Annotated in this window: 25 protein-coding genes; 17 read left to right on the top strand and 8 right to left on the bottom strand. The window is 72.1% G+C overall.

Annotated elements, in window-relative coordinates; all coding sequences use genetic code 11:
- Positions 1-451 precede the first annotated feature (451 nt).
- From DVR05_RS27060 to DVR05_RS15290, 3 genes are read left to right on the top strand one after another with little or no spacing between them, the layout of a single operon-like run.
- A complete protein-coding gene (locus DVR05_RS27060; protein WP_198659202.1) occupies positions 452-991 on the top strand; it encodes a hypothetical protein in 540 nt (179 codons plus the stop codon).
- Between the two features lie 29 nt (positions 992-1,020).
- Positions 1,021-1,671 (top strand): hypothetical protein, encoded by a 651-nt coding sequence (locus tag DVR05_RS27055; RefSeq protein ID WP_232832156.1) that lies wholly within the window; start codon positions 1,021-1,023, stop codon positions 1,669-1,671.
- 20 nt (positions 1,672-1,691) lie between these two features.
- Positions 1,692-2,078 (top strand): NUDIX domain-containing protein, encoded by a 387-nt coding sequence (locus tag DVR05_RS15290; protein ID WP_116246552.1) that lies wholly within the window; start codon positions 1,692-1,694, stop codon positions 2,076-2,078.
- On the opposite strand, the gene DVR05_RS15285 is transcribed toward DVR05_RS15290, so the two are convergent.
- The 7 genes from DVR05_RS15285 to DVR05_RS15250 all read right to left on the bottom strand — a co-directional run bounded on the left by DVR05_RS15285 (position 2,056) and on the right by DVR05_RS15250 (position 8,718).
- The gene (locus DVR05_RS15285; RefSeq protein ID WP_116246551.1) at positions 2,056-2,946 is read right to left on the bottom strand and encodes a GNAT family N-acetyltransferase; all 891 of its coding nucleotides are present in this window, start codon (positions 2,944-2,946) and stop codon (positions 2,056-2,058) included. The two genes, DVR05_RS15290 and DVR05_RS15285, sit on opposite strands and share 23 nt — an antisense overlap.
- Before the next feature lie 20 nt (positions 2,947-2,966).
- Positions 2,967-3,941, bottom strand: coding sequence for an MBL fold metallo-hydrolase (locus DVR05_RS15280; RefSeq protein WP_116246550.1), 975 nt, complete (start codon positions 3,939-3,941; stop codon positions 2,967-2,969).
- Positions 3,942-4,370: 429 nt separating this feature from the next.
- Positions 4,371-5,378, bottom strand: a complete 1,008-nt coding sequence (locus tag DVR05_RS15270) for an HAD-IIA family hydrolase (protein ID WP_116246549.1) — start codon at positions 5,376-5,378, stop codon at positions 4,371-4,373.
- Between the two features lie 101 nt (positions 5,379-5,479).
- The gene (locus DVR05_RS15265) at positions 5,480-6,247 is read right to left on the bottom strand and encodes an aminoglycoside N(3)-acetyltransferase (protein WP_232832155.1); all 768 of its coding nucleotides are present in this window, start codon (positions 6,245-6,247) and stop codon (positions 5,480-5,482) included.
- A 306-nt stretch (positions 6,248-6,553) separates the two neighbouring features.
- Positions 6,554-7,855 carry a DUF1015 family protein gene (locus DVR05_RS15260; protein ID WP_116246547.1) on the bottom strand — a complete coding sequence of 434 codons (1,302 nt, stop codon included), beginning with the start codon at positions 7,853-7,855 and terminating at the stop codon, positions 6,554-6,556.
- A gap of 252 nt (positions 7,856-8,107) precedes the next feature.
- A complete protein-coding gene (locus DVR05_RS27050) occupies positions 8,108-8,299 on the bottom strand; it encodes a hypothetical protein (protein WP_198659200.1) in 192 nt (63 codons plus the stop codon).
- Positions 8,300-8,367: 68 nt separating this feature from the next.
- On the bottom strand, positions 8,368-8,718 hold the full coding sequence (locus tag DVR05_RS15250; RefSeq protein WP_116246568.1) for an SCP2 sterol-binding domain-containing protein: 351 nt from the start codon (positions 8,716-8,718) through the stop codon (positions 8,368-8,370).
- A 208-nt stretch (positions 8,719-8,926) separates the two neighbouring features.
- On the opposite strand from DVR05_RS15250, the gene DVR05_RS15245 reads away from it, so the two are divergent.
- The 14 genes from DVR05_RS15245 to DVR05_RS15180 all read left to right on the top strand — a co-directional run bounded on the left by DVR05_RS15245 (position 8,927) and on the right by DVR05_RS15180 (position 25,332).
- The gene (locus DVR05_RS15245; protein WP_116246546.1) at positions 8,927-9,700 is read left to right on the top strand and encodes a membrane fusogenic activity family protein; all 774 of its coding nucleotides are present in this window, start codon (positions 8,927-8,929) and stop codon (positions 9,698-9,700) included.
- A 24-nt stretch (positions 9,701-9,724) separates the two neighbouring features.
- Positions 9,725-9,922 (top strand): hypothetical protein, encoded by a 198-nt coding sequence (locus DVR05_RS15240; RefSeq protein WP_116246545.1) that lies wholly within the window; start codon positions 9,725-9,727, stop codon positions 9,920-9,922.
- Between the two features lie 6 nt (positions 9,923-9,928).
- Positions 9,929-10,729, top strand: a complete 801-nt coding sequence (locus tag DVR05_RS15235; protein ID WP_198659199.1) for a TlyA family RNA methyltransferase — start codon at positions 9,929-9,931, stop codon at positions 10,727-10,729.
- 109 nt (positions 10,730-10,838) lie between these two features.
- Positions 10,839-11,765 carry an NAD kinase gene (locus tag DVR05_RS15230; protein WP_116246543.1) on the top strand — a complete coding sequence of 309 codons (927 nt, stop codon included), beginning with the start codon at positions 10,839-10,841 and terminating at the stop codon, positions 11,763-11,765.
- 84 nt (positions 11,766-11,849) lie between these two features.
- Positions 11,850-13,559 (top strand): DNA repair protein RecN, encoded by a 1,710-nt coding sequence (gene recN, locus DVR05_RS15225; RefSeq protein ID WP_116246542.1) that lies wholly within the window; start codon positions 11,850-11,852, stop codon positions 13,557-13,559.
- 160 nt (positions 13,560-13,719) lie between these two features.
- A complete protein-coding gene (gene steA / locus DVR05_RS15220; RefSeq protein WP_198659198.1) occupies positions 13,720-14,925 on the top strand; it encodes a putative cytokinetic ring protein SteA in 1,206 nt (401 codons plus the stop codon).
- On the top strand, positions 14,922-16,037 hold the full coding sequence (locus DVR05_RS15215) for a copper transporter (protein ID WP_116246541.1): 1,116 nt from the start codon (positions 14,922-14,924) through the stop codon (positions 16,035-16,037). The genes steA and DVR05_RS15215 overlap by 4 nt, the downstream gene beginning before the upstream one ends.
- A gap of 8 nt (positions 16,038-16,045) precedes the next feature.
- Positions 16,046-16,924, top strand: coding sequence for a hypothetical protein (locus DVR05_RS15210; RefSeq protein WP_369974543.1), 879 nt, complete (start codon positions 16,046-16,048; stop codon positions 16,922-16,924).
- A gap of 10 nt (positions 16,925-16,934) precedes the next feature.
- Positions 16,935-18,563, top strand: a complete 1,629-nt coding sequence (murJ, locus tag DVR05_RS15205; protein WP_232832153.1) for a murein biosynthesis integral membrane protein MurJ — start codon at positions 16,935-16,937, stop codon at positions 18,561-18,563.
- The gene (locus DVR05_RS15200) at positions 18,560-19,648 is read left to right on the top strand and encodes a glycosyltransferase family 4 protein (protein WP_116246539.1); all 1,089 of its coding nucleotides are present in this window, start codon (positions 18,560-18,562) and stop codon (positions 19,646-19,648) included. The genes murJ and DVR05_RS15200 overlap by 4 nt, the downstream gene beginning before the upstream one ends.
- Before the next feature lie 322 nt (positions 19,649-19,970).
- The gene (locus tag DVR05_RS15195; protein WP_116246538.1) at positions 19,971-20,996 is read left to right on the top strand and encodes a TerC family protein; all 1,026 of its coding nucleotides are present in this window, start codon (positions 19,971-19,973) and stop codon (positions 20,994-20,996) included.
- Between the two features lie 319 nt (positions 20,997-21,315).
- Positions 21,316-24,150: an excinuclease ABC subunit UvrA gene (uvrA, locus tag DVR05_RS15190; RefSeq protein WP_116246537.1), complete on the top strand. Its 2,835-nt coding sequence runs from the start codon at positions 21,316-21,318 to the stop codon at positions 24,148-24,150.
- A gap of 164 nt (positions 24,151-24,314) precedes the next feature.
- Positions 24,315-24,803, top strand: coding sequence for an RDD family protein (locus DVR05_RS15185; protein ID WP_232832152.1), 489 nt, complete (start codon positions 24,315-24,317; stop codon positions 24,801-24,803).
- Positions 24,804-24,945: 142 nt separating this feature from the next.
- A complete protein-coding gene (locus DVR05_RS15180; RefSeq protein ID WP_116246535.1) occupies positions 24,946-25,332 on the top strand; it encodes a Rieske (2Fe-2S) protein in 387 nt (128 codons plus the stop codon).
- Between the two features lie 75 nt (positions 25,333-25,407).
- Here DVR05_RS15180 and DVR05_RS15175 read toward each other — a convergent pair whose 3' ends face one another.
- A complete protein-coding gene (locus DVR05_RS15175; protein WP_116246565.1) occupies positions 25,408-26,565 on the bottom strand; it encodes a mechanosensitive ion channel family protein in 1,158 nt (385 codons plus the stop codon).
- Positions 26,566-26,638: the final 73 nt, after the last annotated feature.

The following is a 26,638-nucleotide window of genomic DNA, read 5'->3' as shown; positions in this document are numbered from 1 at the left end:
GCCTGTTGTGGGTGGCCCTCTTCTTCTTTTTTGTGCGCGGGCTTGTGCGATTGTGAAACACGCCTGGGGTGAGTGCTGCTCGGGCTGGGGGTGTGGATCCAGAGGTCGAGGAAGAAGCTTCCCAGCCAGGTGTGGTGACCTCACGGAACCTTCGGTGGTGGGGGACTGGTCACCCCTGGAGAGGGCATCACGGGGGTACAGATACCGTAAGCTGGGGGGTACAAATACTTGATGCGCTGCCGCACCCTACGCTGGCGGCGCTTTTGAATGTTGACGGACGGGTTGATGACTGAGGACAGCCGATCGGGAGACCGCGAGGATTCCGGAGCCAACGACCGTAGCGGCAGCCGCTCCGGGAGGCCCGATGGTCGGGGACGCGGCGACGGATCCCGCTCCCGTTCCGGCTACGGCGGTTCCCGGGACGAGAGGGGCCGCGGCGACGACCGGAGTGATGATCGTCGGGGTGGTTTCCGTGGTGACCGCCGTGACGACCGTGGCGGCTACCGGGGTCGCGATGACCGTGGTGGTTTCCGTGGTGACCGTCGCGATGACCGTGGTGGCTACCGAGGTCGCGACGACCGCCGTGACGACCGTGACCGGCCTGAGAGCCGTCGCGACGACCGTCGGGGCGGTTACCGCGACCGGCGTGATGATCGTCGGGGTGGTTTCCGTGGTGACCGTCGCGATGACCGTGGCGGCTACCGGGGTCGCGACGACCGCCGTGACGACCGTGACCGGCCTGAGAGCCGTCGCGACGACCGTCGGGGCGGTTACCGCGACCGGAGTGATGATCGTCGGGGTGGTTTCCGTGGTGACCGTCGTGACGACCGTGGCGGCTACCGGGGTCGCGACGACCGTCGGGGCGGCCGTGACCAGTGGCGTCGGGATGACCGAGCCCGGGATCGCGACCGAGACCCCGCGGATGTCGCACCGCCGCTGCCGGAGGCGGCCACCTACGAGCAGCTGGACCCGGAGACCCGGCGTGACCTGAACTCTCTGCCGAAGTCCCTGGCCGAACTCGTGGGCAAGCACATCGTCGCCGCCGGTCTCCTGCTCGACGAGGACCCGGAGCGGGCCTACGGGCACGCGGCCTTCGCCCGACGCAAGGCTTCGCGTGTGCCCGGGGTCCGTGAGGCGTCGGGTGTCGCGGCCTACACCGTGGGCAAGTGGCAGGAGGCCCTCGCCGACCTGCGCGCCGCCCGCCGCATGAGCGGACGGGACAACTTCCTGGCGATCATGGCCGACTGCGAGCGCGGCCTCGGCAGGCCCGAGCGAGCGTTGGAGATCGGCAACGACCCGGCGGCCGAGAAGCTGGACGCCGCCGACCGGATCGAACTGCGCATCGTTGCCTCCGGAGCCCGACGTGACATGGGCGACCTCCAGGCCGCCCTGGCCGAACTCCAGGTCCCCGAACTGAAGGAGCGCCGCGCACGGCCGTGGATCGCCAGGCTCTTCTACGCCTACGCTGACGTCCTGGAGGCGCTCGGCCGCGAGGACGACGCCCGCGAGTACTTCGCGAGGGCGTCCGCGGTGGACCGTGAGGGCGTCACCGACGCGGACGAGCGCCTCGCGCTCCTGGAGGGCGTCGAACTCGTCGACGTCGACCACGACGGCATCGTCTGGACGGACGCCGAGGAAGCTGAGGAAGCCGACGACGAGGAGCGGGACTGAGACCGCTCGGTGGGGCTCGGGTGCACCTGGGGGTGCTGCCCGAGTCCCACGACTCGGTGGTGTGCCTGACGCTGCGGGGCGACCGGCTGCTGATGGTGCGCCACCGGGACCGGGCCTGGGAGTTCCCCGGTGGACACGCCGAACCCGGGGAGGACGTCCACGACACCGTCGTGCGTGAGGCCCGGGAGGAGGCGGGAGCCACCCTCGGCGAGGTGTCCGTCCTGGGGTACTACGTCCTGGCCAGCGGGCACGTCACCGTGGTCACCAGCGCCCAGGTCGTCGATATCGCGCCGTTGAGCGGTGACTTCGAGACCGTCGAGGTACGGGAGTTCGCCTCCCTGCCCGAGGATCTCTCGTGGTCCGACGGCCTGTACGCCCACCTGCTCACGGAACTGGGACTTCCCTGACGAACACGTGCTCGCTGCCCACGAGCCGGTAACCCAGACTCCGGTTGATCGCGAGCATGGGCGCGTTGTCCGTGTGGTTGCCCGTGTAGGCGTGAGTGAAGCCCCACTCCCGTGCGCGGTGCAGGGCGACGGTCTTGGCGTAACCCGCCAGCCCCCGGCCACGGAACTCGCGGAGGGTACCGGTCATCGCCGACTCCATCCGAGCCTTCCGGTCCGAGACGTAACAGGTGATGGCCACCGGCCTGCCGTCGATCAGCAGCACCAGACTGAGGTCCAGGTCGGAGAGCGGGTGTCCCCACGTGTCGGCGTACCAGTCGTCGAAGGACGGGAAGGCGGCGGCTTCTCCCGGCTCGTCCTCGTTGGTGAGCCGGTCGATCTCGTACAGCGCGCGCGGCTCGAACTCGCGCCACGCACGCAGCTCCGCGCCGAGGGGCGCGGCCGGAAGGTTCGGCAGGTCGCGGAGGTCGAGTCCGAGGATCTGGTGGGTGTCGACCACCTCGCCGCCCTCCAGGAAGGCGAGGAGGGAGCGTCCGCCGCGCTGTACGCCCTCCTCGGCCACCGTCACACGCAGGCTTCGGGCGCCCCGCTCGACCAGACTCCGCTCGGAGGCGGCCAACAGGTCCGTGCCCGGCCCGTCGTCGCTCGCGATGAGCAGGGTGGTCCCGACCCCGTCGCGCAGCACCGAACGGACGTGTCCCGTGATCCGGCCGTTCCGTACACGGACCAGGGCGCGGTTGTCCGCGCCGGGGGATCCGTGTTCGAGGCGCCAGCGCACGGCCTCCTCGGACAGGACCAGAGTGGGGAAGGCGTCGCTCAGGAGGCGGTGGGCGCCGGGGACGTCGTCGGCGGTGAGCTCTCGGATCGTCATGCCGGGTGACCCTAGTGCTGTCACCCCTCGGGCCGCACGTCCTTTTCCGCGGCCCGCTCGGCCTCCAACCGGTCCAACCAGTGCACGATGCCGGACACGTTGGTCTCCGCCCCCGCGAGGGTGTCGAGGACACCGGCGGCCTGGTCCGGCATCGGGGCGTACCGGGTCATCACCTTGTCGCGGACCATGGCGATCGCGTGGTCCAGGTCGCCGACGGTGCCGTGGGCCTCGCGGACGGTCTCCACCCACGTCCGCAGCTCGGCCTCCGCGCGCTCGATCGTCTCCTGAACCGACTCCGCGGCACCGAAGTGGGAGAACATCAGACGCCGCGGTTCGATGTCTCCGAACAGCCGAAGGGTGCGCAGGCACGCGTCCAGATCGAAGTCCGGGGGCGGGGTCGCCGGGCGGACGTCGCCCGTGAGCGGGTTGTACACCCCCAGGGCGTCGCCGACGTAGAGGTCGCCGGTAGCGGTGTCGACCAGGCCCATGTGGTGCTTGGCGTGTCCGGGCGCGTAGTGCGACACCAGACGCCGGCCACCGCCCAGGTCGATCTCCCCGGTCTCGCCGACCGCGCGGATCCGGGTCGCCTCGGTGGGCCGCATGTGTCCGAACAGGGTCTCCAACCGGTCGCCCCAGACCATCGCGGCACTGTTCATCAGCCGACTCGGGTCGGCCAGGTGCCGGGCGCCGCGTTCGTGGACGACGATCTCCGCGTCGGGAAACACCTCGGCCATGTCCCCGGCGCCGCCCGCGTGGTCCAGGTGGATGTGCGTGACGACGATGGTCGCCAGGTCCTCGGCGGCCAACCCCAGGTGGGAGATCGCACGGTGCAGGACGGGCGCCGAACCGGCGGTGCCGACCTCGACGACGCACGGCCGTTCGGACCGGATCAGGTAGGCCGAGACCACACCCGGGTATCCGGCGAGCATCGTGTCGATGGCGAAGACGTCGTCACCCAGGTGGGTGATCCCCTCGGGCAGGTCGTTCACGTCCACGGGCACTCCTGTCCGGTCGCGCGGCTGAGACCACCGACTCTAGGGCAGGCGGTCCCCGGCGGGACGGAGCAGGGGGGAGTTGTCCACAGGTTCGGGGTGGGGCTTTCCCTCCGGTCCCGGTCGGGTGAGCCTGGAGTCAGCACACTTCGGGAAGGACGGCGGATGCGGCAGGACACCACCCCGGGGCACCGCAACGAGATCGTCGTGGCGGAGCGGATCACCGCCGAACCCTCGCGGGAGCCGCCCAGCGGGGACCGGATCGCCACCCGGCGGGTCTGTGTGGCGCGTGCGGGTGGGCGAGGTCGTCGAGATGACGGGGGTTCTGCGCAGGCGGAGCCGGCGGGTCGGCGACGGGGTGCGCACCGTCCACGAGGTGGAGGCGCGCACGGCGGAGCGGGCGGGGGAGAAGGGGGAGGGCCGGTGATCGGATCACCAGTCCAGGTGTGCCAGCGCCTCGCGTGCGGACGGGCCGGTCGGGTCCACCGTCTCGTCCGACCACACCGCCACGCACAGCGCGCGCAGGCCGTCCAACCGGTCTCCCGCCCCCTCCAGACGGAGTTCGCCGCCGTCGGTGACGGCCGTCCACCCTCCACACCGGGTCCGGGTCCCCTCCCGGACCACGGCCGGATGTGTCTGATTCATTCCCGACACGTCCCAGGCCAGGTAGCGCGGGCGCTGGTGCGCTGGTGCGGCCAGCGCGTCCAACGGCGTGGCCACCCCCGACAGCACGAGCATCCCGGCGGCTCCGTGCGCCGCGGCGCCCTCGATGTCGGTGTCCAGCCGGTCGCCGACGATCAGGGGGTTCCTGGCTCCGGTGCGCAGAATGCCCTCCTCGTGCAGCGGACGCATGGGTTTGCCCGCGATGATCGGCTCCACCCCGGTCGCGTGGGCGATGACCCGGACGAAGGAGCCGTTGGCCGGGGTGATCCCCCACTCGTTGGGCGCCGTGGCGTCGGCGTTGCTCGCCACGTACAGCGCACCTCGGGCCACCGCGAGCGAGCCCTGGTCGAGCAGGTCGCGGGAGATCACGCGCGCGTACCCCTGCACCACGGCCACCACCGACTCCGACGCCACGGTGACCGGCCGCAGCCCCATCCGCCGCACGGCTTGGCGCAGCCCGGTGTCCCCCACCACGAGCACGTCCGATCCGGCCGGGAACCGGTCGCGGACCACCCGCGCGGCGGCCTCGGCCGAGGTCACCACGTCCTCGGGTACGGCCGCGACGCCGAGGGAGGTGAGGTGCTCGGCGATACGGGCGGGGGTCCGTCCGGCGTTGTTGGTCACGAACGCCACCCGCGCCCCCGCCGCGCGTGCCTTGCCCACGGCCTCCGGGGCGCTCGGCACCGCGCGCGGACCGATGTAGACCACACCGTCCAGGTCGAGGAGCATCGCGTCGTGCAGTTCCGAGAGCGGGCGGTCGGCGGCGAGCAGGGACATGGCGGGGCACCCGTTCCGTGCGGTGGGAGTGGACGTGTCCAGGCTACGGCCGCCGGGGTGGGCGGGTCCGCCGGTCCCCGGTGTGCGCTGCGTCGCACCCGTCACCGGTTCCGGGTCAGCCACCCTGTCGCGAACTCCACGGCCCGCGGCAGGGAGAACAGCCGTGCCGCGGCCTCCCCCACCCGGCCCGTCGTCACGGCGCCGGTGCCCTCGAAGGCCGCCCCCAGGGGGTCGAAGTCGCTCGGGTCCAAGGCCACGTCGGTGTGGGTGACCCATGCCCGCCGCCCGTCGGAGGTCAGGACCGCGCAGGAGAACTCCTCCACGGCGGGGCGCGGTGTCCGGTACTCCGCGAGGTGGAAGGCGGTGCAGGACGCGTATCCCGCCCCGAGCAGCAGGACACGGGCATCGGCCCGTTCCAGCGCGGCGAGCGGGGAGCGATCGCCCAGGCGGCAGTCCTCCGCGTGTTCGGCCATGAGCCGTCCGGCCCGGCGGCCCAGGGCGGCGAAGGAGGTCTGCGGATGGGTGCTGCGCACCGCGCCGGGCCACGTACGCAGGGTCTCCGCGATCCGTCCCATGGCCAGGGTCGGGGTCACCGCCGGGTGGAACGGCGGCGCCTCGGCCCGGATGATCGGCCACCAGGACTCGGGGACGGGTGGGTTCGTCCAGGTCGCGGGGTCGGAGTTGTCCATGGTCTGGGTCGGGGCGGTGACGGTTCCATCTGCGCCGACCACGTCGGCCAGGGCGCGGACCACGGTCGGCGCCCCACCGCACACCCAGCCGAGGGAGCGTAGTGAGGAGTGGACCAGGAGGGTGTCGCCCGCCTCGACGCCGAGGGCGGCCAGGTCTCGGACGAGGGAGGACCGGGTCAAGGGGGGTCGGGTGTGCGTGGGTGGTGGGAGGGTCACGGGGCGTTCGGCTTTCGTCCGGTGGTTCTTCACGGTGGGGGATGACGCGGTACGGGCGGAGGCGGGCTGGGGCGCGGGGGCACCGTTCGGGGGTGTCACGCCGGTCGTGTCCCGGGGGGCACGGCGTGCACCGGGCTCCCGGTCGGGGCCGGAACACCGATCCCGCCTCTGGCCCCGTTCCGAGGCGCTCTTCCAGGGCTCACCGCCACCCTCCCGCACCGCGGGCGGCGTGTGGCGGTCCGGGGCGCCCTGCGGTCCGGCCGGCGAGGGTCAGGGCAGGACACGCATGACCAGGCCGCTGCGCGGCTTGGGCCCGAACGAGGTGGACTTGCGCGGGGTGAGTTCGCCGCGCTCGGCGACCGCGTACACCTGTTCCACGCGCAGCGGGGGCACGATGACGGCGGTGCCCTCCTCCTGCCGGGCGGTCTCGATCGCCCTGGCGGCGTCGTCGTGCACCATGCGCAGGTCGTGGTCGGGGCGCTCCCACAGGGGCAGGAGCAGGTGGTGCAGCGCGGTGGTGGGCAGTTCCCGGTAGGCGTCCGAGCGCGAGGGGGTGGCCTCCGCCAGCGGTCGTGGGTCGAAATCGGACACGAGGTGGAAACCGCCGCGCGGGTCGGCCAGGAGCAGGACGGGGTGGTCCGCCTTGGCGAGAGCCCGTTCGGCGTCGGCGAGGGAGGAGCTGCCCAGGTGCTCGACCCGGGCCACCGACCGTGCGGACGCGACCGCCCGGTCGGCGGACAGCGCGGGCACGACCCGGTGGATGGCGCCCAGGGTCGGGGGGTGGGTGTCGCTGTCCACGAGGTAGGCCAGTCCGTACGCCCATCCCGGGTCGCCGCCGAGCTCGTGCATGCGCTGGTAGGCGGTGTACCGGTGGTGACCGTCCGCGATCAGCGCGGTGCGGGGCGCCAGGTCGGCCTCGATCTCGGAGTGGGCCGCCGGGTCGGTCAGGGCCCAGAGCCGGTGTCGGGTTCCGTCGGCGGTACGGGTGTCGACGAGAAGTGTTCCACGCCGCTCGGCGTCCTCCGTGACCCGGGTTGTAGCGCCGTTCCCTCCGGGGTAGAGCAGGAAGATCGGTTCGAGGTTGGCGCGGGTACTCCTCATCAGCCAGAACCGGTCGAGCACGGGCATCCGGTCCACCTGTTCGTGCGGCCGGACGGGGCCGGGCTCGGTGGCCGAGGGCAGGTCCAGGGCCCCGATGAGTCCGCGCTGACGGACACCGGCCGCGGTCACCTGTTCGTAGACGTACAGGGTGTCCTCGGGGTCCTGGGCCAGCACTCCCTCGTCGATCCACGTGTTCAGGCGGACGGCCGCATTCTCGTAGATGAACCGGGCGGGCCGTCCCCCGCAACTTCCGGGCATCGTCAGGTTCAGCTGGTAGGGAACCGTGAGGCGGGCGGCGTTGTGCGGGTCCGAACGCAGGAGTTCGAGGGTCTCCTCCGGGTCCGGGACGTCATAGGGAGGGGCGAGGAGGTGGGCGACACCGTACTCACCGGAGTCGAGGATCCGCCCGATGTCCAGGTCCGTGTAGCGCAGCCCTCGGAAGGGAGCCAGTGCGAGAGGTTGGCGTGGCATCCCAGAACGGTACCGTTCCTCAAAGCCGAGCATGAGTCACACCTGCTCAGCCGAACGCTCCGAACGGTCTCGGGTGTTCCGGTCCACCGCCTTCCGTCCGCGTCCAGCGCCGTCGGATCGTGTCCGCGGCCCGGCCGCAGGCCCCACTGGTCGTGGGTGTGGGAGGTGACCGGACCCGTCCACCGGGATGAGGACCGGGCGGTCGGGTCCCGCTTACGGGCGGCCCAGATGTGGGTGGAGTGCTCCAGGCCGTCACGGCGCCGCCGGATCAGTGGAGGCGGATCGGCCCATGTGCTCGCCCACGGCGAGCAGGACCGTCTCGTCCTGTGGAGTGAGGCCCCTGAGCCGGTCGCGCACCGACACACCCGTGGGCCGGTCGGCGACGAACGGGCGGGCGATCTTCCGCGGCGGCTTCCCGGCCGCCGGTGAGAGCAGTTCCCTCACCCCTGGCCGTGGGTGTGCCGGGTGCCCGGGGCGCCCGGTCACCGTTTCGGTCCGCGCCGGTGGGCGGGCTACATCAGTCGGCGCATGCGCAGCAGGTCGCCGACGCTGGCGTCCACCCTGACCCGGCGGGTGAGCAGCGCCCGCGCGTAGTCCATCCGGTCCTCCGCCAACTCGACCAGGTCGGCGCTGTCCACGGTCACCCGCACCTGGGGGGAGGGGGCGGCCTGGTCGGCGGGGCGGTGGGTGACGTCCACCAGGCCGTTCAGGGTGAGTCGCATGTCGAACACCGTGGACAGGTCCGGGACCACGACGCTGACCGAACGCTCGCGGATGTGTTTGCGGCGTTCGGACTCGGGTTGGGCGAGGATGCGTTCGTTCACCCTCGCGATGCCGGCCAGGCACGCCTCGATGCTGCTCATGGCCACATGATGCCCTACTCCGGTGCGGGTGCGGTGGCTGCGTCGCGAACGGGACGAAAGGCGCCGCCTCACGGGTTCCCGCGCCATCGGGGCCCGCGCCCCGGTAGCGTTGACCGCGCACCCCCCACGTCGCGCAGTGGCTCTCTCGCCCCGTGCGCGCTCCTCCTTTGCCCTTCCTCCCGCGGTCCCATCAAGGAGCACGTGAAACATGGTCGTCGACGCGGTACGCACCTATCTCGATGCCGCCAGTGGCCTCACCGAACTGTCGCGCAAGGAGGCCGTCGCCGCGGCCAAGGCACTGCTGCGGGCGAACGGTACCGCCGCCCCGGAGCGGACGAGCGGTGAGGCGCTGCCGCCGAGGGTCGGCCAGAGCATCCAGGCCCTGGCGGGGGAGCTCATCGAGACCAGCCAGGCCAACCGTGCCGCCATCGCCGCTCTGGTCCGGTCCGAGGTGGAGCGGCAGTTGGAGCGGATGGACGTCGTCCCCCGGGATGAGCACGACCGCCTCGTCCGCCGGGTCGCCGAACTCGAACGCCGTCTGGCCGCGCGCCACCAGGTCCCCGAGCGCGTCGCCGCGCCCGTCGCCGCCGTCCCGGAGTCCGCTTCCGGTCCCGCCACGGGCGCCGTGGACACGCGGGTGGCTCCCGCCGGTGACGAGGACGGTGCCGAACCGCGGCCCGAACCCGCTGCCGAGGGTTCCGCCGACACCACCGACACCGCGCCTTCGGCGGCCGGCGGCTCCGCCTCCGCTGCCCAGGGCGCCTCCCCGGAGGAGCCGGACACCTCAGAGGAGCCGGACACCCCGGAGGATCGTGCGGAGGCCGGGTCCAAACCCGCCAAGGCGGCGGGGACCAGCTCCAAGGGCCGGTCCACGGCCAAGGGTTCCGCGAAGTCGACCACTCGGTCCAGCCGTTCGCGGTCGACCGGCAAGGGGACCGCGGCCAAACGGACGACCAAGGGCAAGGGAACGGCGAAGAAGTAGTGTCCGCACGAGGAGGCGAGAGTGATGACGGACCCCACGGAACAGGCCGCCGCGCTGGCCGAACGGACCCTCGCCGGCACGCGTGAGCGACTGTCCGCGCTGGACGGACTGCCCACCGCCGACCACGTCGGTGTCTTCGACTCCCTGCACCAGGAGCTGTCCACGGTGCTCGGTGCTCTGGACCAGGACGCGGACGGCCCCCGCCGGCCCCCGGTATCCTAGGTGACCATGGCAAAACGCAGTCGGCTCGACGCGGAACTCGTCCGCCGCGGGCACGCACGCTCCCGCGGCCACGCCGCCGAGATCATCGAGGGCGGCTACGTCCGTGTGGCCGGGATGGTGGCCTCCAAGGCCGCCACCCAGGTCGGCACCGACCAGCCCATCGTCGTGCGCACCCCCTCGGAGGAACCGCCCTACGTCTCGCGGGGCGCCCACAAGCTCATCGGCGCCCTGGACGCGTTCGCCCTGGACGTCTCCGGTCGGCACGCGCTGGACGCGGGCGCCTCCACCGGCGGGTTCACCGACGTGCTGCTGCGCCGTGAGGCCGCGCACGTCACGGCGGTCGACGTCGGTTACGGGCAGCTCGCCTGGTCCCTGCGCAGCAACGAGCGGGTGCGTGTGATGGAGCGGTGCAACGTCCGCGAACTCACACCCGAGCAGATCGGTGAGCCCCGTCCCGACCTGGTCGTGGGTGACCTGTCGTTCATCTCGCTGACCCTGGTCCTGGCGCCGCTGCGCGAGTGCGTCACCCCCGACGCCGACTTCGTCCTCATGGTCAAGCCCCAGTTCGAGGTCGGCAAGGAGCGGGTCGGGGCGGGCGGGGTGGTTCGTGATCCCGCCCTGCGCGCCGAGGCGGTCACCCGTGTCGCCGAGCACGCGCTCGGTCTGGGCCTGGGCACCGTGGACGTCACCGCCAGTCCGCTGCCGGGCCCCTCCGGCAACGTCGAGTACTTCCTGTGGATGCGCGCGGGGGCGCCGCCCCTGGACCCCGACCGGTTGGCCAGAGCGATCGAGGAGGGGCCCCGCTGACCGCGTGGCACCGTGTCCTCGGTGTCCGGTAACGTGACCCGGCCGGGTCAGCGACCGCTCCCGGCCCGCATCCGACTCCCTGTCGGGGAGCCAACGTGAGGGGACGGCGATGACCAGCGGACGCAGTGTTCTCCTGCTGGCGCACACCGGTCGCCCCGCGGCGATCCGCAGCGCCCGCCTGGTCCACCGGAGCCTCACCCGGGCCGGGCTGACGGTGCGCATGCTCAAGGGCGAGGTCGAGGAGTTGGCGGTCGAGGGGTGCTCCCTGGCGCCGGTCGAGGCCGTCGAACCCGCGGAGGCCGCCGAGGGTGTCGAGATGGTCATGGTGCTCGGTGGTGACGGCACCCTGTTGCGCGCCGCCGAGCTCGCGCGTCCGGCGGGCGCCCCCCTGCTCGGTGTGAACCTGGGGCACGTCGGTTTCCTGGCCGAGGCCGAACGCGAGGATCTCGGGGCGACCGTGCAGAGTGTGGTCGACCGCGACTACGTCGTCGAGGAGCGCATGACCCTCGACGTGGCGGTTCTCAACGGCGGTCGCGGGGACGGGGCGCCTCCGGTGCGGACCTGGGCGCTCAACGAGGCGACCCTGGAGAAGGGCGAGGCCCGCCGCATCCTGGAGGCCGTCCTGGAGATCGACGACCGTCCGCTGTCCCGCTGGACCTGTGACGGTGTGGTGGTCGCGACCCCCACCGGGTCCACCGCGCACGCCTTCTCCGCCGGAGGGCCCGTGGTCTGGCCCGACGTCGACGCGATGCTGGTCGTCCCGCTCAGCGCCCATGCCCTGTTCGCCCGCCCGCTCGTGGTGGGCCCGGGGGCGACGGTCGCGTTGGAGGTGTTGCCGGACACGGCTCCGGGGGTGCTCTGGTGTGATGGACGGCGTATGGTCGAATTGCCCGCCGGGGCACGGATAGAGATCACCCGTGCGGACACGCCGGTTCGGCTGGCCCGGTTGCACCGGGCGCCGTTCACCGACCGGCTGGTGGCCAAGTTCGGTCTGCCGGTCGCGGGCTGGCGCGGGCGGGGCGAACGCGACCGCTGATCCAGGACACGGTTCTGGCACGTCGCGTGCGCGCGTGCGGCGCGCGTGTGAACGCACAGGCGTCAACTATCAGGAGAGGGTTCGGTGCTGGAGGAAGTCCGCATCCAGGGACTCGGGGTCATCGATGACGCCGTTCTGGAGTTGTCACCGGGACTGACCGTCGTGACGGGCGAGACCGGTGCGGGAAAGACCATGGTCGTCACCGGGCTCGGGTTGCTCTTCGGCGGACGGGCCGATCCCCAGCGTGTGCGCCCCGGCGCTCCCCGGGCGGTCGTCGAGGGCCGTCTGACGGTTCCCGGCGACGGCCGGGTGGCCTCGCGCGTTCTGGAGGCCGGGGGCGACATCGACGACGACGTTCTCATCCTCACCCGCGCCGTGTCGGCGGAGGGGCGTTCGCGCGCGACGCTGGGGGGCCGGTCGGCCCCGGTGAGTCTGCTCGCCTACCTGGCCGACGACCTGGTCGCGGTGCACGGCCAGTCCGACCAGCAGCGTCTGCTGCGCGCCGACCGTCAGCGCTCGTCCCTGGACCGGTTCGCCGGTCCGGAGCTGGCCAAGGAGTTGAAGCGGTACACGGCGGCCTACCGGCGCCACCGCGAGGTCTCGACCGAGTTGGAGGAGATCGTGCAGCGCGCCCGTGAGCGCGCCCAGGAGGCCGATCTGCTGCGGTTCGGGGTCGAGGAGATCGAGGCCGCGCAGCCGCAGCCCGGGGAGGACGCCGAGCTCCTGGCGGAGGAGACCCGTCTGGCGCACGCCGACAGCCTGCGGGTGGCGGCCACGACCGCGCACGAGGCGTTGGTCGGGGATCCGGCCTCCGACGTGGAGGTCGACGTGGTCGGTCTGCTCTCGGCGGCCCGGCAGGCGGTGTCGTCGGTGCGTGAGCACGACGCGCGGCTGGGCGTGATCGGGGACCGGTTGGATGAGGCGTCCTACATCATCTCCGACGCCGCGACGGAGTTGGCCTCCTACGCCGAGTCGGTGGACGCCGACCCGGCCCGTCTGGCGGCGGTGCAGGAGCGTCGGGCCCTGCTCACGCAGCTGTCCCGCAAGTACGGGGAGACCACCGACGAGGTGCTGGCCTGGTCGGAGAACGCGGCCAAGCGGCTCAACGAGCTGGAGGGCGATGACGAGCGGATCGACGCGTTGCGGGCCGAGGCCGACGAACTGTACGCCCGGATGGAGGAGTCCGCGGGGGAGTTGACGCGGATCCGCACCGAGGCGGCCGAGCGGTTCGGCGCGGCCGTCACCGAGGAGCTGACCGCGTTGGCGATGCCGCACGCGCGGGTGAGCGTGCGTATCCAGACGGGCGCGGAGTTCGGGCCGCACGGGCGTGACGACGTGGAGCTCCTGTTGGCGCCGCACCCGAGTTCGCCTCCGCTGGCCCTGCACAAGGGGGCCTCCGGCGGTGAGCTCTCCCGTGTCATGTTGGCCATCGAGGTGGTCTTCGCCGGTGCCGATCCGGTGCCCACGTTCGTCTTCGACGAGGTGGACGCGGGGGTGGGGGGCAAGGCGGCCGTCGAGATCGGTCGCCGTCTGGCCCGTCTTGCCCGGCGTGCCCAGGTCATCGTGGTCACCCATCTGCCCCAGGTCGCGGCCTTCGCCGACGCCCATCTGGTGGTGGAGAAGTCCACCGAGGGGCTGGTCACCGAGAGCGGTGTGGTCCGGTTGGACCGTGCCGGCCGGGTCCGGGAGCTGTCGCGCATGCTGGCCGGGTTGGAGGACTCCGAACTGGGGCGGGCCCACGCCGAGGAGCTGCTCACCAACGCCGATCCGGAGCGCGCCTACCCGGCGGCCTGACGACCGGCGGGGCCTGGTTCGGGCTTCGCCCCGTCTCGGGTGCGGGGTCCGCTGGGGTTCCGGGTTTCCCGTCGGCTGACGGGTCGTCATGGTGGTGAGAACACGCCGATCGACCAGCTGTTATGACTCAAAGTAAGTGAGTTCTGACAGTATGCGATCGATGAAGGTATCGGATGCGCTGAGCGCCACAGTCCTGCGGTTGCGCCGCTCCCGGGGGGACGCGCCCGCCGGGCTGGTCGCGCCCGTCCGTTCGGACCGCCGCACCAAGAATCTGACCAAACGGCTCCATCCGGGTGACATCGCCGTCATCGACCACGTCGACCTCGACCGGGTCAGCGCCGAGGCCCTCGTCGGGTGCGGTGTCTCGGCCGTGCTCAACGTCGCCCGCAGCATCAGCGGCCGCTATCCCAACCAGGGTCCCGAGATGATCGTCGCCGCCGGGATCCCCCTGGTGGACGACGTCGACCCCGAGGTGTTCACCCGGGTGCGCGACGGTGAGCGCCTGCGCCTGGACGGAGCCGTCCTCTACCGGGGTGACGAGGTCGTCGCCCGCGGCACCCTCCAGGACCCGGGGACGGTCGAGGCGGCCATGGCCGAGGCGCGCGCGGGCCTGGCCACCCAGCTGGAGGCCTTCGCCGCCAACACCATGGCCTACCTCCAGCACGAGCGCGACCTGCTGCTCGACGGAGTCGGGATACCGGCCATCACCACCAGTATGGAGGGACGACACGCCCTCATCGTGGTCCGCGGCTACCACTACCGCGAGGACATCGCCGCCCTGCGCCCCTACATCCGCGAGTTCCGGCCGGTGATCATCGCCGTCGACGGGGGAGCGGACGCGGTCATGGAGGCCGGTTACCGGCCTGACATCATCGTCGGGGACTTCGACTCGGTCTCCGACCGGGCGCTGGGCAGCGGCGCCGAACTGGTCGTCCACGCCTACCGTGACGGCCGTGCCCCCGGACTGTCCCGGCTCACCGACCTCGGTCACACCGCTGTGGTCTTCCCCGCCACAGGGACCAGCGAGGACGTGGCGATGATGCTGGCCGACGGGGCGGGCGCCGCGCTCATCGTGGCCGTCGGCACCCACGCCACCCTGGAGGAGTTCCTCGACAAGGGGCGCTCGGGGATGGCCAGTACGTTCCTCACCCGCCTGCGGGTGGGCGGCAAGCTCGTGGACGCCAAGGGGGTCAGCCGCCTCTACCGTTCGCGCATCTCTCCGTGGGCCCTGCTGGGCCTGGTGGCCGCCTGCCTGCTCACCATCGTCGTCGCCGCCTACAGCTCCCCGGCTGGCCAGGTCTACCTCACCTTCCTCGCGGCGCGTTGGGACGCGTTCTCCTACTGGATGGCAGGGCTGTTCACGTGATCGACTTCCGCTACCACCTGGTGTCCATCGTCGCGGTGTTCCTCGCGCTCACCGTGGGGCTCGTCCTGGGCACCACCATGCTCCAGGACCCGCTGCTCAACACCCTCCAGTCGGAGACCGCCGACCTGCGCGGTCAGAGCGAGCGGCTGCGCGCCGACCGCGACGAGGCCGAGCGCGTCGGTGCGGTGGCCGACACGTTCGCCGAGGTCGCGTCCGAGGATGTGCTCGACCGTCGACTCGACGGTGTGGGCGTGGTCGTGGTGGCCGCCCCGGGGGCCGACGGTGACCTGGTCGCGGCGTTGACCGACCGGATCGAGGAGGCCGACGGCGAGGTCGTCGGACGCCTCGGTCTGACTCCGGACCTGGTGGACGGGGACAAGGCGACCTTCGTCGGAGAGCTCGCGATCCAGGTCGCGCGGGACCCCGACCGGCTCACCGGGGGCGCCCACGACCGGGCGGGCACGGAGTTGGGGCGGGCGTTGGCCCGCGCCACGCGTTCCGAAGGGGACGGGGACGACGAGGACCGGGATGGGAAGGAGACCGGTGCCGGGGACGAGGAGGGCGAGGACGGGGACGAGGAGGGAACCGGGGACGGGGAGACCGAGGACCGGACGGCTGAGGCGGTGCTGGCCGCCTTCGCCGAGGGCGGTCTGGTCGAGTTCCACGGGGACCCGGCCGGGGCCGCCGACGCGGTGGTCGTGGTCGCGCCCGAGTTCGGTTCCGAGGGGGACTCCGAGATCGCCCAGATCGCCCTGACCGCGTTCGTGGCCGCCCTGCGCGAGGAGGTCGGGCCCACGGTCCTGGCCGGGGACGTCACCTCCGCCGAGCCTGGTGGTCTCATCGCCCGGGCCCGGGCCGAGGAGCCCGCCTTCACCACCGTCGACCTGGCCGGACGCCCGATGGGTGACGTGATCACCGTGCTGGCCCTGGCCGCGAGCCTGGAGGGGCCCGCCTCCTCCTACGGAGTGGGCGAGGGGGTGGTGGGGTTCGTCCCCGACCCGCTGCCCGAACCGAGGTCCAGCGAGGATGACTCCTCCGAGCGGGGGTCCGACGACGCGGAAGGCGAGCGCCCGCCGGGCGAGGCGCGCCACGCCGCTCGGGCGGGGGAGTGAGGTCGGTGATGCCGCGCCTGTCGTTCTTGGCGGTCCTCGGCGGTCGGAGGCGGGCCGACGTCCTCCCGGGCTCCGGGCGTGCCCTCGGCCAGGGCCTGGTCGGTGCCGTGGCGGGGGGCGTGGCCGCCCGTGCCGCCTACACGCTGCTCACCCGGCCCCGGCAGCCCCACCCGAACCCGTGGCAGCGGATCAACTTCCGGGGCCGGACCGTCACCCTCCAGGAGGGGCCCGCGCTCGCCTCGGGTGTGTGCGCCGCCAGCCTGGTCACGCCGGGGCTGACCCCGCGGGTGCGGGCCTCCTGCGCCCTGGCCGCCGCCGGGGCCGCCGCGTTCGGCGCCTACGACGACCTGTCCGGATCGCCCGCCGCGCGTGGACTGCGCGGTCACCTGGGGGCGCTGTCCCGGGGGTGTGTCACCACCGGCCTGCTCAAGATGGTCGGGATCGGCGCCACGGGGGTGGCCGCGGCCGCCCTGCTGCGCCGGTCGGCGGCCGACACGCTCCTGGACGGGGCGCTCATCGCCGCCAGCGCCAACCTGGTCAACCTGTTCGACCTGCGTCCGGGCCGCGCGGCCAAGCTCGCGGTGCTGGCCGCGACCCCGGCGCTGGCCTCCCCGGCCGCGCCGCTGGTCGGCCCGGTGGTGGGGGCGTCGGTCGCGCTGCTCCCCGAGGACCTGGCCGAACGCTCCATGCTCGGTGACGCGGGCGCCAACGCGCTCGGGGCCGCTCTGGGGGTGGCGGCGGCGGCCCGTGCGCCCCGCCCGGTGCGCCTGGCGCTGCTCGGCGGGGCCGTCGCGCTGACCCTGGCCAGTGAGCGCACCAGTTTCTCCCGTGTCATCGACCGTGTGCCTGTCCTGCGCCGTCTCGACCGGTGGGGCAGGTGCGTGTGAGGGGAGCACGGTGTCTCGCGTCGCCCTCGGCCCCGGGGTGAGGCGCGCCGTCGGTACGGCGGCGGCGGTCATCGCGCTGGCCACCGTCGGGGCGCGGCTGGCGGGTTTCGGGCGCACGGTGGTGTTCGCCCGGACGGTCGGCGACACCTGCCTGGGCACCGCCTACGTCACCGCCAACCAGCTGCCCGCGGTCCTGTTCGAGATCGTCATCGGCGGAGCGCTCAGCGCGATGGTCGTGCCGGTCCTGGCGTCCTCCGTGGGGCGGGGCGACCAGGAGCGGGTGCGTCACACCGTCTCCGCGCTGGTCACCTGGGTTCTGCTGCTGGCCGTGCCCCTGTCCGCGCTGCTGGCCGCCGTGGCCGTTCCCGCGACCGCGCTCATGTTGGGGTCGGTGAGCGGCTGCGACCACGGCGACCTGCTCGACCTGTCCGCGCGCATGCTCGTCGTGTTCTCCCCCCAGATCGTCTTCTACGGCCTGGCGGCGGTCCTGTACGGGGTCCTGCAGGCCCACCGCCGCTTCCTCGCGCCCGCCCTGGCCCCGCTCGTGTCGAGCCTCGTGGTGATCACCGCCTACCTCGTCTTCGTCCCCTTGGGGGCCGGGGGTCGGCGGGAGGTGGGGGAGTTGTCCCTGGCCGCCGAGCTCACGCTGTCAGTGGGGACGACCGCCGGGGTGGCCGCCCTGTTCCTCACCGTGCTGGGTCCCATGACGCGGTTGCGGGTGCGCCTCCGTCCGTGCCTGACGTTCCCGCCCGGGGTGGGCGAGCGGGTCCGGGCGCTGGCAGCCGCCTCCCTCCTGCCCCTGGTGGCCATGCAGGTGTGCCTGCTGCTGTTCGTGGCCCTGGCCAACCACGGGGCCGGCGCGGGCGCGGCCGTGCTGCACACCTACGCCTGGGCCCTGTTCACCCTGCCCTACGGGGTGATCGCGGTTCCCGTCGCCACCAGCGCCTTCACGGCTCTGGCGGTGGCGCACGCCGACCGCGACCGCCGGGGTTTCGGTGTCCTGGTCTCCGGTGCGGCCCGGGTCACGGTCGTGGCGACGGCGGCCGCGGGCACCGCGTTGGCCGCGGCCGCCGTCCCGGTCGCGGCGGTCTTCGCGCGGCAGGATCCGCTGGCGCTGGAGCGGGCGCTGGTGGCCTACGCTCCGGGCGTGGTGGGGTTCGGTCTGGTGGCTCTGGTCAGTCGGGCGCTGTACGCCTCCCACCACGGTCGCCGCGCGGCCGCCGCCCAGGTCGCCGGGTGGGCGGTGGTGATGGCGGGCGCGGTCGTCCTGGTGTGGGCGGTGCCCCCGGAGTGGACGATCGCCGCGCAGGGCGCGTCGGTCACGGTGGGGCTCACCCTGGCGGCGGTCCTGTTGTGCGCGGGTTCGGCGCACGCGCACGGGCGTGCGGCGCTGGCGGGGGTGGGCAGGTCGGTGGTGGCGTCCCTGGCGGGGGGTGTCGCGGGTTGGGCCGTGGGCCGTACGGTCGCGGCGGCGCTGCCCGTGGCCGACGTGTGGCGGGCGGCGGGTTCGGCGGTGGTGGCCGGATCGGTCGGGTTGGCGGTGTTCGCGGTGGTGGCCGCGGTGGTGGACCCGTCCGCGCCGCGGGTGGTGGCCACCCGGGTCAGGAGCGTACGAGAGGGCAGGAAGGCGGAGCGGTGAATCTCAGGATCGCGCTGGTGGTCGGGACCAGCACCGGAGGGGTCGGGCGGCACGTGCGGTCGTTGGCCGAGGGGCTGCGCGGGCGTGGGCACGGGGTGGCGGTGCTCGGCCCGGCCGAGGCCGACCGGGCGTTCGGGTTCACCGCGGCGGGGATCCGGTTCGCGCCGGTCCCGATCGGCGCCGCCCCGTCGCTGGGTGACCCGGGGGTCGTGTTGCGGTTGGCCGCCCTGGCGGGCGGCGCGGACGTCGTGCACGCGCACGGGATGCGGGCGGGGGCGCTGTGCGCGTTGGCGGGGGTCTCTCCGTTGGTGGTGACGGCGCACAACGCGCCGCCGTCGGTCACCGGGCCGTTGTCGTCGGCCTATCCGGTGCTGGAGCGGATCGTGGCCCGGCGGGCGCGGGTGGTGTTGGGGGTCTCGGGTGACCTGGTGCGGCGGCTGCGTGCGGCCGGGGCGCGCCAGGCCCGGATGGCGGTGGTGGCGGCGCCCCCGGTCGGGGAGCCGTTGAACGGCCGTGAGGCCACGCGGGCCGATCTGGCGGTGCGCCCCGAGCGGCCGTTGGTGCTGACCATCGGCCGGTTGGCCGGTCAGAAGGGGTTGGACACCCTGTTGGCCGCGGCGCCGTCGATCGCCGATCGGCGGCCCGAGCCGGTGGTGGCGATCGCCGGGGACGGGCCGTTGTGGGGGGAGCTGCACGACACGGCGGCCGAGTTGAAGGCGGACGTGCGCATGCTCGGTCACCGGTCGGACGTGGCCGACCTGTTGGCGGCGGCGGACGTGTTCTGCCTGCCCAGCCGTTGGGAGGGGCCGTCGTTGGTGATCATGGAGGCGCTGCGGACGGGGCTGCCGGTCGTGGCCACGCGTGTGGGGGGTATCCCGGATCTGTACACGGGGACGGTGCTCATGGTGCCGCCGGGCGATCCGCGCGCCCTGGCGGCAGCGGTCGGGCGGGTGTTGGACGAACCGGAGCTGGCCGAGGAGTTGCGCGTGCGCGCGAGGGCGGCGGCCCGGGACCTGCCGACGGAGGAGGACGCGGTGGCGGCGGCCGACGGGCTGTACGCGGCGGTGGTGCGTGGGGGGACCTGAGGGGGCGGCGGGGGCGGCCCGGGGAGGCGGCGAACCCCGGAGCATGGTGAACACCACCCCGTCGTCGGCTTCCCTCGGTGGGTGTTTGATGACATGCTGGGGGTGGGCCGGGTTGCGCACGCATGTCATGGGGTGTGCCCCGGTACCCTCGTATGTCACGTGAGGGGAGTATCCCTGCCGCGGCGGAGCCGTCATCACGGAGCACAGTGTCGTGTTCCCGGTTCCGTCGGTTCGTGCCGACGTCGGACGGACGGGAGAGACCTCCGGTAGTTCGACGTGCGCGCAGTGCTCCCGCGCGCACCGACCGGAGGAGTTTCCGACCGTGAACGTTCCCCTGTGGGTATGGGCTGTCACCATCCTGGGGATGGTCGCCGTCCTGGCGATCGACCTGGCCATCGTCGACCATCCCTGGAGCAAGAAGAGCGGACCGAAGGAGTTCGGGATCCGCCAGGCCGCCTGGTGGGCGGCCTTCTACATGGGTGTGGCCATCCTGTTCGGTTTCGGCGTGATGTACTTCGGCGGTTCGACCGCCGGCGCCGAGTACTTCGCCGGGTTCATCACCGAGAAGAGCCTGAGCGTCGACAACCTCTTCGTGTTCTACCTCCTGATGGGCGCCTTCGCGGTCCCGAAGAAGTACCAGCACGAGGTCCTGCTCATCGGCATCGTCATCGCGCTCGTGATGCGCGGCTTCTTCATCATCCTCGGCGCCCAGGTGATCAACGCCTGGAGCGAGGTCTTCTACCTCTTCGGCGCCTTCCTCATCTACACCGGTTACAAGATCGTCCGGGACCACCTCAAGGACGACGAGGAGGAGAAGGACTTCACCCAGAACCCGGCGGTGCGCCTGGTCAAGCGCTTCTGGCCGGTCACCGACGACTACCACGGCGCGCACCTGACGGTGAAGCTCGACGGCAGGCGGCATGTGACCCCGATGCTCCTGGTCATCGTCGCGATCGGTGTCATCGACCTGGTCTTCGCCGTCGACTCCATCCCGGCTATCTTCGGCCTGACCCAGGACGCCTACATCGTCTTCACCGCCAACGCCTTCGCGCTGCTGGGTCTGCGCCAGCTCTACTTCCTGCTGGCCGGCCTCATGGACAAGCTCGTCTACATCAGCTGGGGCCTGTCCGCGATCATGGTCTTCATCGGTGTGAAGATGATCCTGCACGCGCTGCACGAGAACGGCGTGCACGCCCCGGAGATCGGTATCGGCACCTCGTTGACCGTGATCATCGGCCTCATGACGGTCACCATCGTCGCCAGCCTGATCAAGGCCCGTGTCGACACCGGTCGGCGGGCCGCCGCCAGGGCCGAGGTCGAGAAGGACGCCGCAGCCGACCGCTCCTGACCCCGGTCGGGTCCGGCCCGATTCTCGAAAACAACCGAATTCGAACGCCTGTTCGTCTATAGTGGTGGTGCCCGGCGCGCAGCCGTCCGGGCGCCACCACTTTCTCGAGGTGGAAGAAACCGCCGCCGGTGGTCGTTAGTCTTGTCGGACGGGAGGGACCGCGGGGCCCGCGTCCTCTTCCCACCCCCTTTCGCGCCCGGTTCCCGGGCCGGGGCGGCCGATTGACCGTCCGCCGGACCGCGAAGTCCACACACGGGTCAGCCGACGTCGCGCGACGAGGCCGCGTCCTGTGCGCCCAAGCCGAAGGATGTCTCACTCGATGGTCGAACAACTGGTAGTCCGGGGAGCACGCGAGCACAACCTCAAGGACGTCTCGCTGGACCTGCCGCGCGACTCCATGATCGTGTTCACCGGCCTGTCCGGGTCCGGTAAGTCCTCCCTGGCCTTCGACACGATCTTCGCCGAGGGGCAGCGGCGCTACGTCGAGTCCCTGTCGGCCTACGCCCGACAGTTCCTGGGACAGATGGACAAACCGGACGTCGACTTCATCGAGGGGCTCTCGCCCGCGGTGTCGATCGACCAGAAGTCCACCAGCCGCAACCCCCGCTCCACCGTCGGCACCATCACCGAGGTGTACGACTACCTGCGTCTGCTGTGGGCGCGGGTGGGTGTGCCGCACTGTCCGGAGTGCCGCCGCGAGATCGCCCGGCAGACCCCGCAGCAGATCGTGGACCGGGTCCTGGAGATGACCGAGGGCACCCGCTTCCAGGTACTCGCCCCGGTCGTGCGCGGCCGCAAGGGCGAGTACGTCGAACTCTTCAAGGACCTGCAGACCAAGGGCTTCACGCGCGCCGTCGTCGACGGCGCCGCCGTCCGGCTGGACGAGCCGCCCAAACTCGGCCGCTACGACAAGCACGACATCGCGGTCGTCGTGGACCGCCTGAGCGTCAAGCCCTCCGCCCGGGGCCGCCTCACCGACTCGGTGGAGACCGCGCTCAAGCTCGCGGGCGGGACCATCGTCCTGGACTTCGTCGACCTGCCCGAGGACAACCCCGAGCGGGAGAAGGTCTTCTCCGAGCACCTGTACTGCCCCTACGACGACCTGTCCTTCGAACAGCTCGAACCGCGCTCGTTCTCCTTCAACGCCCCCTACGGCGCCTGCCCCGACTGCTCCGGCCTGGGCACCCGCATGGAGGTCGACGCCGACCTGCTCGTGCCGGACCCGGAGAAGACCCTGGCCGAGGGGGCCATCGCCCCGTGGACGGGCGGCACCAACTCCGGGTACTGGGACCGCATCCTCACGGCCCTGGGCGAGGCCATCGGCTTCGACCTGGACACCCCGTGGGAGAGGCTGCCGCGCCGCGTGCGCAAGGCCATCCTGGAGGGCCACGACACCCAGGTCCACGTGACCTACCGCAACCGGTACGGGCGCAACCGCTCCTACTACACCGAGTTCGAGGGCGTCATCCCCTGGGTCAAGCGGCGCCACTCCGAGACCGAGAGCGACTGGGGCCGTGAGCGGCTCGAGGGCTACATGCGCACCGTGCCCTGCCCCACCTGTGAGGGAACCCGGCTCAAGCCGGTGGTACTGGCCGTGACGGTCGGCGGCAAGTCCATCGCCGAGGTCGCGCAGATGTCGCTGAGCCAGAGCGCCGCCTTCCTCGCCGACCTTCGGCTGTCGGACCGGGACATGGTCATCGCCGCCCAGGTGCTCAAGGAGATCAACGCCCGCCTGGGCTTCCTGCTGGACGTGGGGCTGGACTACCTCAGCCTGGCCCGCTCGGCCGGTTCGCTCTCCGGCGGTGAGGCCCAGCGCATCCGTCTGGCCACCCAGATCGGGTCGGGCCTGGTCGGCGTGCTCTACGTCCTGGACGAGCCGTCCATCGGCCTGCACCAGCGCGACAACGCGCGCCTGCTGGAGACCCTCCAGCGCCTGCGCGACATCGGCAACACGCTGATCGTCGTCGAGCACGACGAGGACACCATCCGCGCCGCCGACTGGGTGGTCGACATCGGCCCGGGCGCGGGCGAGCACGGCGGCCACGTCGTGGTGTCGGGCATCGTGGACGAGCTGCTCACCTGTCCCGACTCGATGACCGGGGACTACCTGGCCGGACGCCGCTCCATCGAGCTGCCCGCCGCGCGCCGCCCCCGCACCAGGGGGCACGAGCTCGTCGTGCGCGGGGCGAGGGAGAACAACCTCGACGGGATCGACGTCACCTTCCCGCTGGGTGTGTTCACCGCCGTGACGGGCGTGTCCGGGTCGGGCAAGTCCACGCTGGTCAACGAGATCCTGTACAAGGCCCTGGCCAAGGAGCTCAACGGGGCGCGCGACGTCCCCGGGCGCCACCTGCGGGTCAACGGCACCGGCAAGGTGGACAAGGTCGTGCACGTCGACCAGAGTCCGATCGGCCGCACCCCGCGCTCCAACCCGGCCACCTACTCCGGCGTCTTCGACCACATCCGCAAGCTGTTCGCGCAGACGACCGACGCCAAGACGCGCGGCTACCAGCCGGGCCGGTTCTCCTTCAACGTCAAGGGCGGCCGGTGCGAGGCGTGCTCGGGTGACGGCACACTCAAGATCGAGATGCAGTTCCTGCCCGACGTGTACGTGCCGTGCGAGGTGTGCCACGGAGCCCGGTACAACCGGGAGACCCTCCAGGTGCGCTACAAGGGCAAGAACATCTCCGAGGTGCTCGACATGCCCATCGCCGAGGCCCTGGAGTTCTTCGAGCCGATCAACGCCATCCGCCGCCACCTGCAGACTCTCACCGACGTGGGTCTGGGGTACGTGCGCTTGGGCCAGCCCGCCACCACCCTGTCCGGCGGCGAGGCCCAGCGGGTCAAGCTCGCCGCCGAGCTCCAGCGGCGCTCCACCGGGCGGACGGTGTACGTTCTGGACGAGCCCACCACGGGGCTGCACTTCGAGGACATCCGTAAGCTGCTGGGGGTGCTCAACAGGTTGACGGACAGCGGGAACACGGTGATCGTCATCGAGCACAACCTCGACGTCATCAAGACCGCGGACCACGTCATCGACATGGGTCCCGAGGGCGGTTCCGGCGGCGGCCGGGTGGTGGCCCAGGGCACCCCCGAGGAGGTCGCCGCGGTCGCCGAGTCCTACACCGGCCAGTTCCTCGCCAAGATGCTCTGAACCGTCGCGCACCGTCCAGGAGGTCGGAGACCACCATGCACCAGCCACCCCCGGACCCGCATCGCGGAGCGCCCCGGCAGGGGTACCCGTACCAGGGGGCTCCGGGGGGTGGCGGGGGGTTCCCCGCGCCCGGTCCCTCCGGTCCCCGGGAACGGCTGTACCCGTTGGCGACCTGGGGGGCACGGGTCCTGGCCCGCTCCGTGGACATGGTGGCGGTGGCGCTGCCCGCCCTGCTGGTGGCCCTGCTCCTCGCCCTCGTCTGGCTGGGGGCGCTCAACCTCCTGGGCGGGTCCGGCGGCGGCGCGCGCAGCTACGGGTACTTCCTGGCGGTGAGTTTCTTCGTGCTGTACACCGGCTACGAGACTCTGGCGGTGGCTCGGTGGCAGCAGACCCTGGGCAAGCGGTTGGCGGGGATCAAGGTGGCGCCCGCGGCCGGTGCGGGCCGTCTCGGTCCGGTGCCCGTCGCGGCCCTGACCGTCCGGGCGGCCCTGTTCGGCCTGCCGGTGCTGCTGTTCGCGCTGCCCAACGCGCCGCGGTGGGCCGCCCTCATGGCGGTGGTCGTGCTCACCGGTGGGATGGCCGCCTGGGACCGCCCCAACCGGCAGGGGATCCACGACAAGATCGCCGGGACCGTGGTGCTCGACGTGAGCTGACCGGGGGTCGGCGGACTCCCGGAGGGGATGCCACCCCTGGTCGGGGCCGCTCCCAGTACCTACTACAGTTCGTAGTGTTGAACGTAGCGGTGCAGATGAGGAGCGTTCGGTCGTGGCCGGTCAGAGAACGTGCGGGTGCGGGATGAGCAGGCGCAGCCTGCTCGGGACGGCGGGTGCGGCCGCGGCCGTTACGGCCGGTGCCGCCGCCTGTGGGGAACCGCCCAAGCCGCAGGACGTGCGGCGGGGCACGGTGGTCGGCCAGACCACGGACGTGCCCGTGGGCGGGGGAGCGGTCTTCAGTGACAGCAAGCTCGTCGTCACCCAGCCCGAGGAGGGCGACTACCGGGCCTTCGCCGCGTCCTGCACACACGGCGGCTGCACGGTCCAGGAGGTCACCGACGTCATCGGCTGCCTGTGCCACGGCAGCCAGTTCGACCTGGTCACCGGGGAACCGGTGGTCGGCCCGGCCACCGAACCCCTGGAACCGTTCACGGTGACGATCGACGGCACCGACATCATCCTGGACTGAGGCGCGGGGCGGGCGGTCGCCCGGACACGCCGCGGGGCCCGGAACACCAGCGTGTTCCGGGCCCCGCCGTACGTGTCAGCCGTCGCTGTCCCCGCCGGCCTCGGTGTCCCGGTGCTCCACCAGGGCCCTCTCGGCGCTGCGGGAGTTCCCCGATCGGCGGAACGCCGAGGTGGGGAACTGGGCCGCGTAGTCCGCGTCGTCGCCACTGGTGACGAACTCGGTGCGCCTGCGGGGCAGGGACTCGGGGTAGTGCTCGACCAGCCAGGCGGCCAGGTGCTCGCGGATCTCGCAGGCGATGTTCCACTGGTCGCCGGTGTCGGCGGCGGTGGCGACCACCCGCACCACCACCAGGCCCTCGTTGAGGATGTCCACGACCTGGCAGGACCAACTGCGGCCGTCCCAGTGCTTGCTGGAGGTGATGAGGCGGCCCGCCTCCTCGCGCAGGGCCTCGACCGGGACCTCCCAGTCCAGGGGCAGCATGACCTTCGCCATGATCTCCGTGCCCTGCTTCGTCCAGTTCTCGAAGACCATGCTGGTGAAGTTGGCGACCGGCACGACCAGGCGGCGCTCGTCCCAGATCTTCACGGTGACGTTGACCAGGGTCAGCTCCTCCACGCGCCCCCACTCGCCCTCGATGACGACGACGTCGCCGATGCGCAGGGAGTCGCTGAAGGCCAGCTGGAGGCCGGCGAAGAGGTTGGCCAGGGTGGACTGGGCGGCCACACCGGCGACGATGCCGATGATGCCCGCGGAGGCCAGCAGACCGGCGCCGAGCGCGCGCACCTCGTCGAAGGTGAACAGGATCGCGGAGACCGCCAGGACCACGATGATCGAGGTGATCACCCGGCGCAGCAGCCGCACCTGGGTCTGGATGCGTCGGGCGCGGCGGTCGGCGTCGCCGTTGGAGTTCGACAGGCGCGCCAGGATCATGTCCGTCGCGGCGTAGGCCAGGCTGATGCCCAGACCGGTCAGCGACGCGATCATGAGGATCTGCATGGCGTGCTGGATGGTCTGGTACGTGCCCCAGTCGACGTCGCCCTTGTCCGGCAGCGCGAGGTTGGCGCCCGCGACCGCGGCGGCGGCGTAGGCGGTGAAGGTCGACCGTGCGACCACGAAGCGGGCGTGTGGCCAGATCCGGCCCAGCTGGTGGTTGAGTAGCCAGTGGACCGCGAAGACCAGCAGCAGGGCGACCGCGACGGCGACGCCGATCGCGATCCATTGGCCAGGTGACACGGTGGAAGCCCCCTCATCGTCCGAGTTGGGAAGTTCGTCGGTACCGCCCAACCTAGGGCATCCCGATATCCTC

This window comes from Nocardiopsis sp. FIRDI 009 (assembly GCF_003386285.1).
Lineage (GTDB): Bacteria > Actinomycetota > Actinomycetes > Streptosporangiales > Streptosporangiaceae > Nocardiopsis.
Note: the sequence above shows the minus strand (reverse complement) of the source record. Positions and strands in the feature narration are given on the sequence as shown.

Excerpts from the sequence above, each read along its gene's own strand:
- DVR05_RS15230 (WP_116246543.1), top strand. The coding sequence starts at position 10,839 with ATGACCAGCGGACGCAGTGTTCTCCTGCTGGCGCACACCGGTCGCCCC.
- DVR05_RS15260 (WP_116246547.1), bottom strand. The coding sequence starts at position 7,855 with ATGCCACGCCAACCTCTCGCACTGGCTCCCTTCCGAGGGCTGCGCTAC.
- DVR05_RS15245 (WP_116246546.1), top strand. The coding sequence starts at position 8,927 with ATGGTCGTCGACGCGGTACGCACCTATCTCGATGCCGCCAGTGGCCTC.
- steA (WP_198659198.1), top strand. The coding sequence starts at position 13,720 with ATGAAGGTATCGGATGCGCTGAGCGCCACAGTCCTGCGGTTGCGCCGC.
- uvrA (WP_116246537.1), top strand. The coding sequence starts at position 21,316 with ATGGTCGAACAACTGGTAGTCCGGGGAGCACGCGAGCACAACCTCAAG.
- DVR05_RS15235 (WP_198659199.1), top strand. The coding sequence starts at position 9,929 with ATGGCAAAACGCAGTCGGCTCGACGCGGAACTCGTCCGCCGCGGGCAC.
- DVR05_RS15210 (WP_369974543.1), top strand. The coding sequence starts at position 16,046 with ATGCCGCGCCTGTCGTTCTTGGCGGTCCTCGGCGGTCGGAGGCGGGCC.
- DVR05_RS15270 (WP_116246549.1), bottom strand. The coding sequence starts at position 5,378 with ATGTCCCTGCTCGCCGCCGACCGCCCGCTCTCGGAACTGCACGACGCG.
- DVR05_RS15250 (WP_116246568.1), bottom strand. The coding sequence starts at position 8,718 with ATGAGCAGCATCGAGGCGTGCCTGGCCGGCATCGCGAGGGTGAACGAA.
- DVR05_RS15285 (WP_116246551.1), bottom strand. The coding sequence starts at position 2,946 with ATGACGATCCGAGAGCTCACCGCCGACGACGTCCCCGGCGCCCACCGC.
- DVR05_RS27060 (WP_198659202.1), top strand. The coding sequence starts at position 452 with ATGATCGTCGGGGTGGTTTCCGTGGTGACCGCCGTGACGACCGTGGCG.
- DVR05_RS15180 (WP_116246535.1), top strand. The coding sequence starts at position 24,946 with ATGAGCAGGCGCAGCCTGCTCGGGACGGCGGGTGCGGCCGCGGCCGTT.
- DVR05_RS15240 (WP_116246545.1), top strand. The coding sequence starts at position 9,725 with ATGACGGACCCCACGGAACAGGCCGCCGCGCTGGCCGAACGGACCCTC.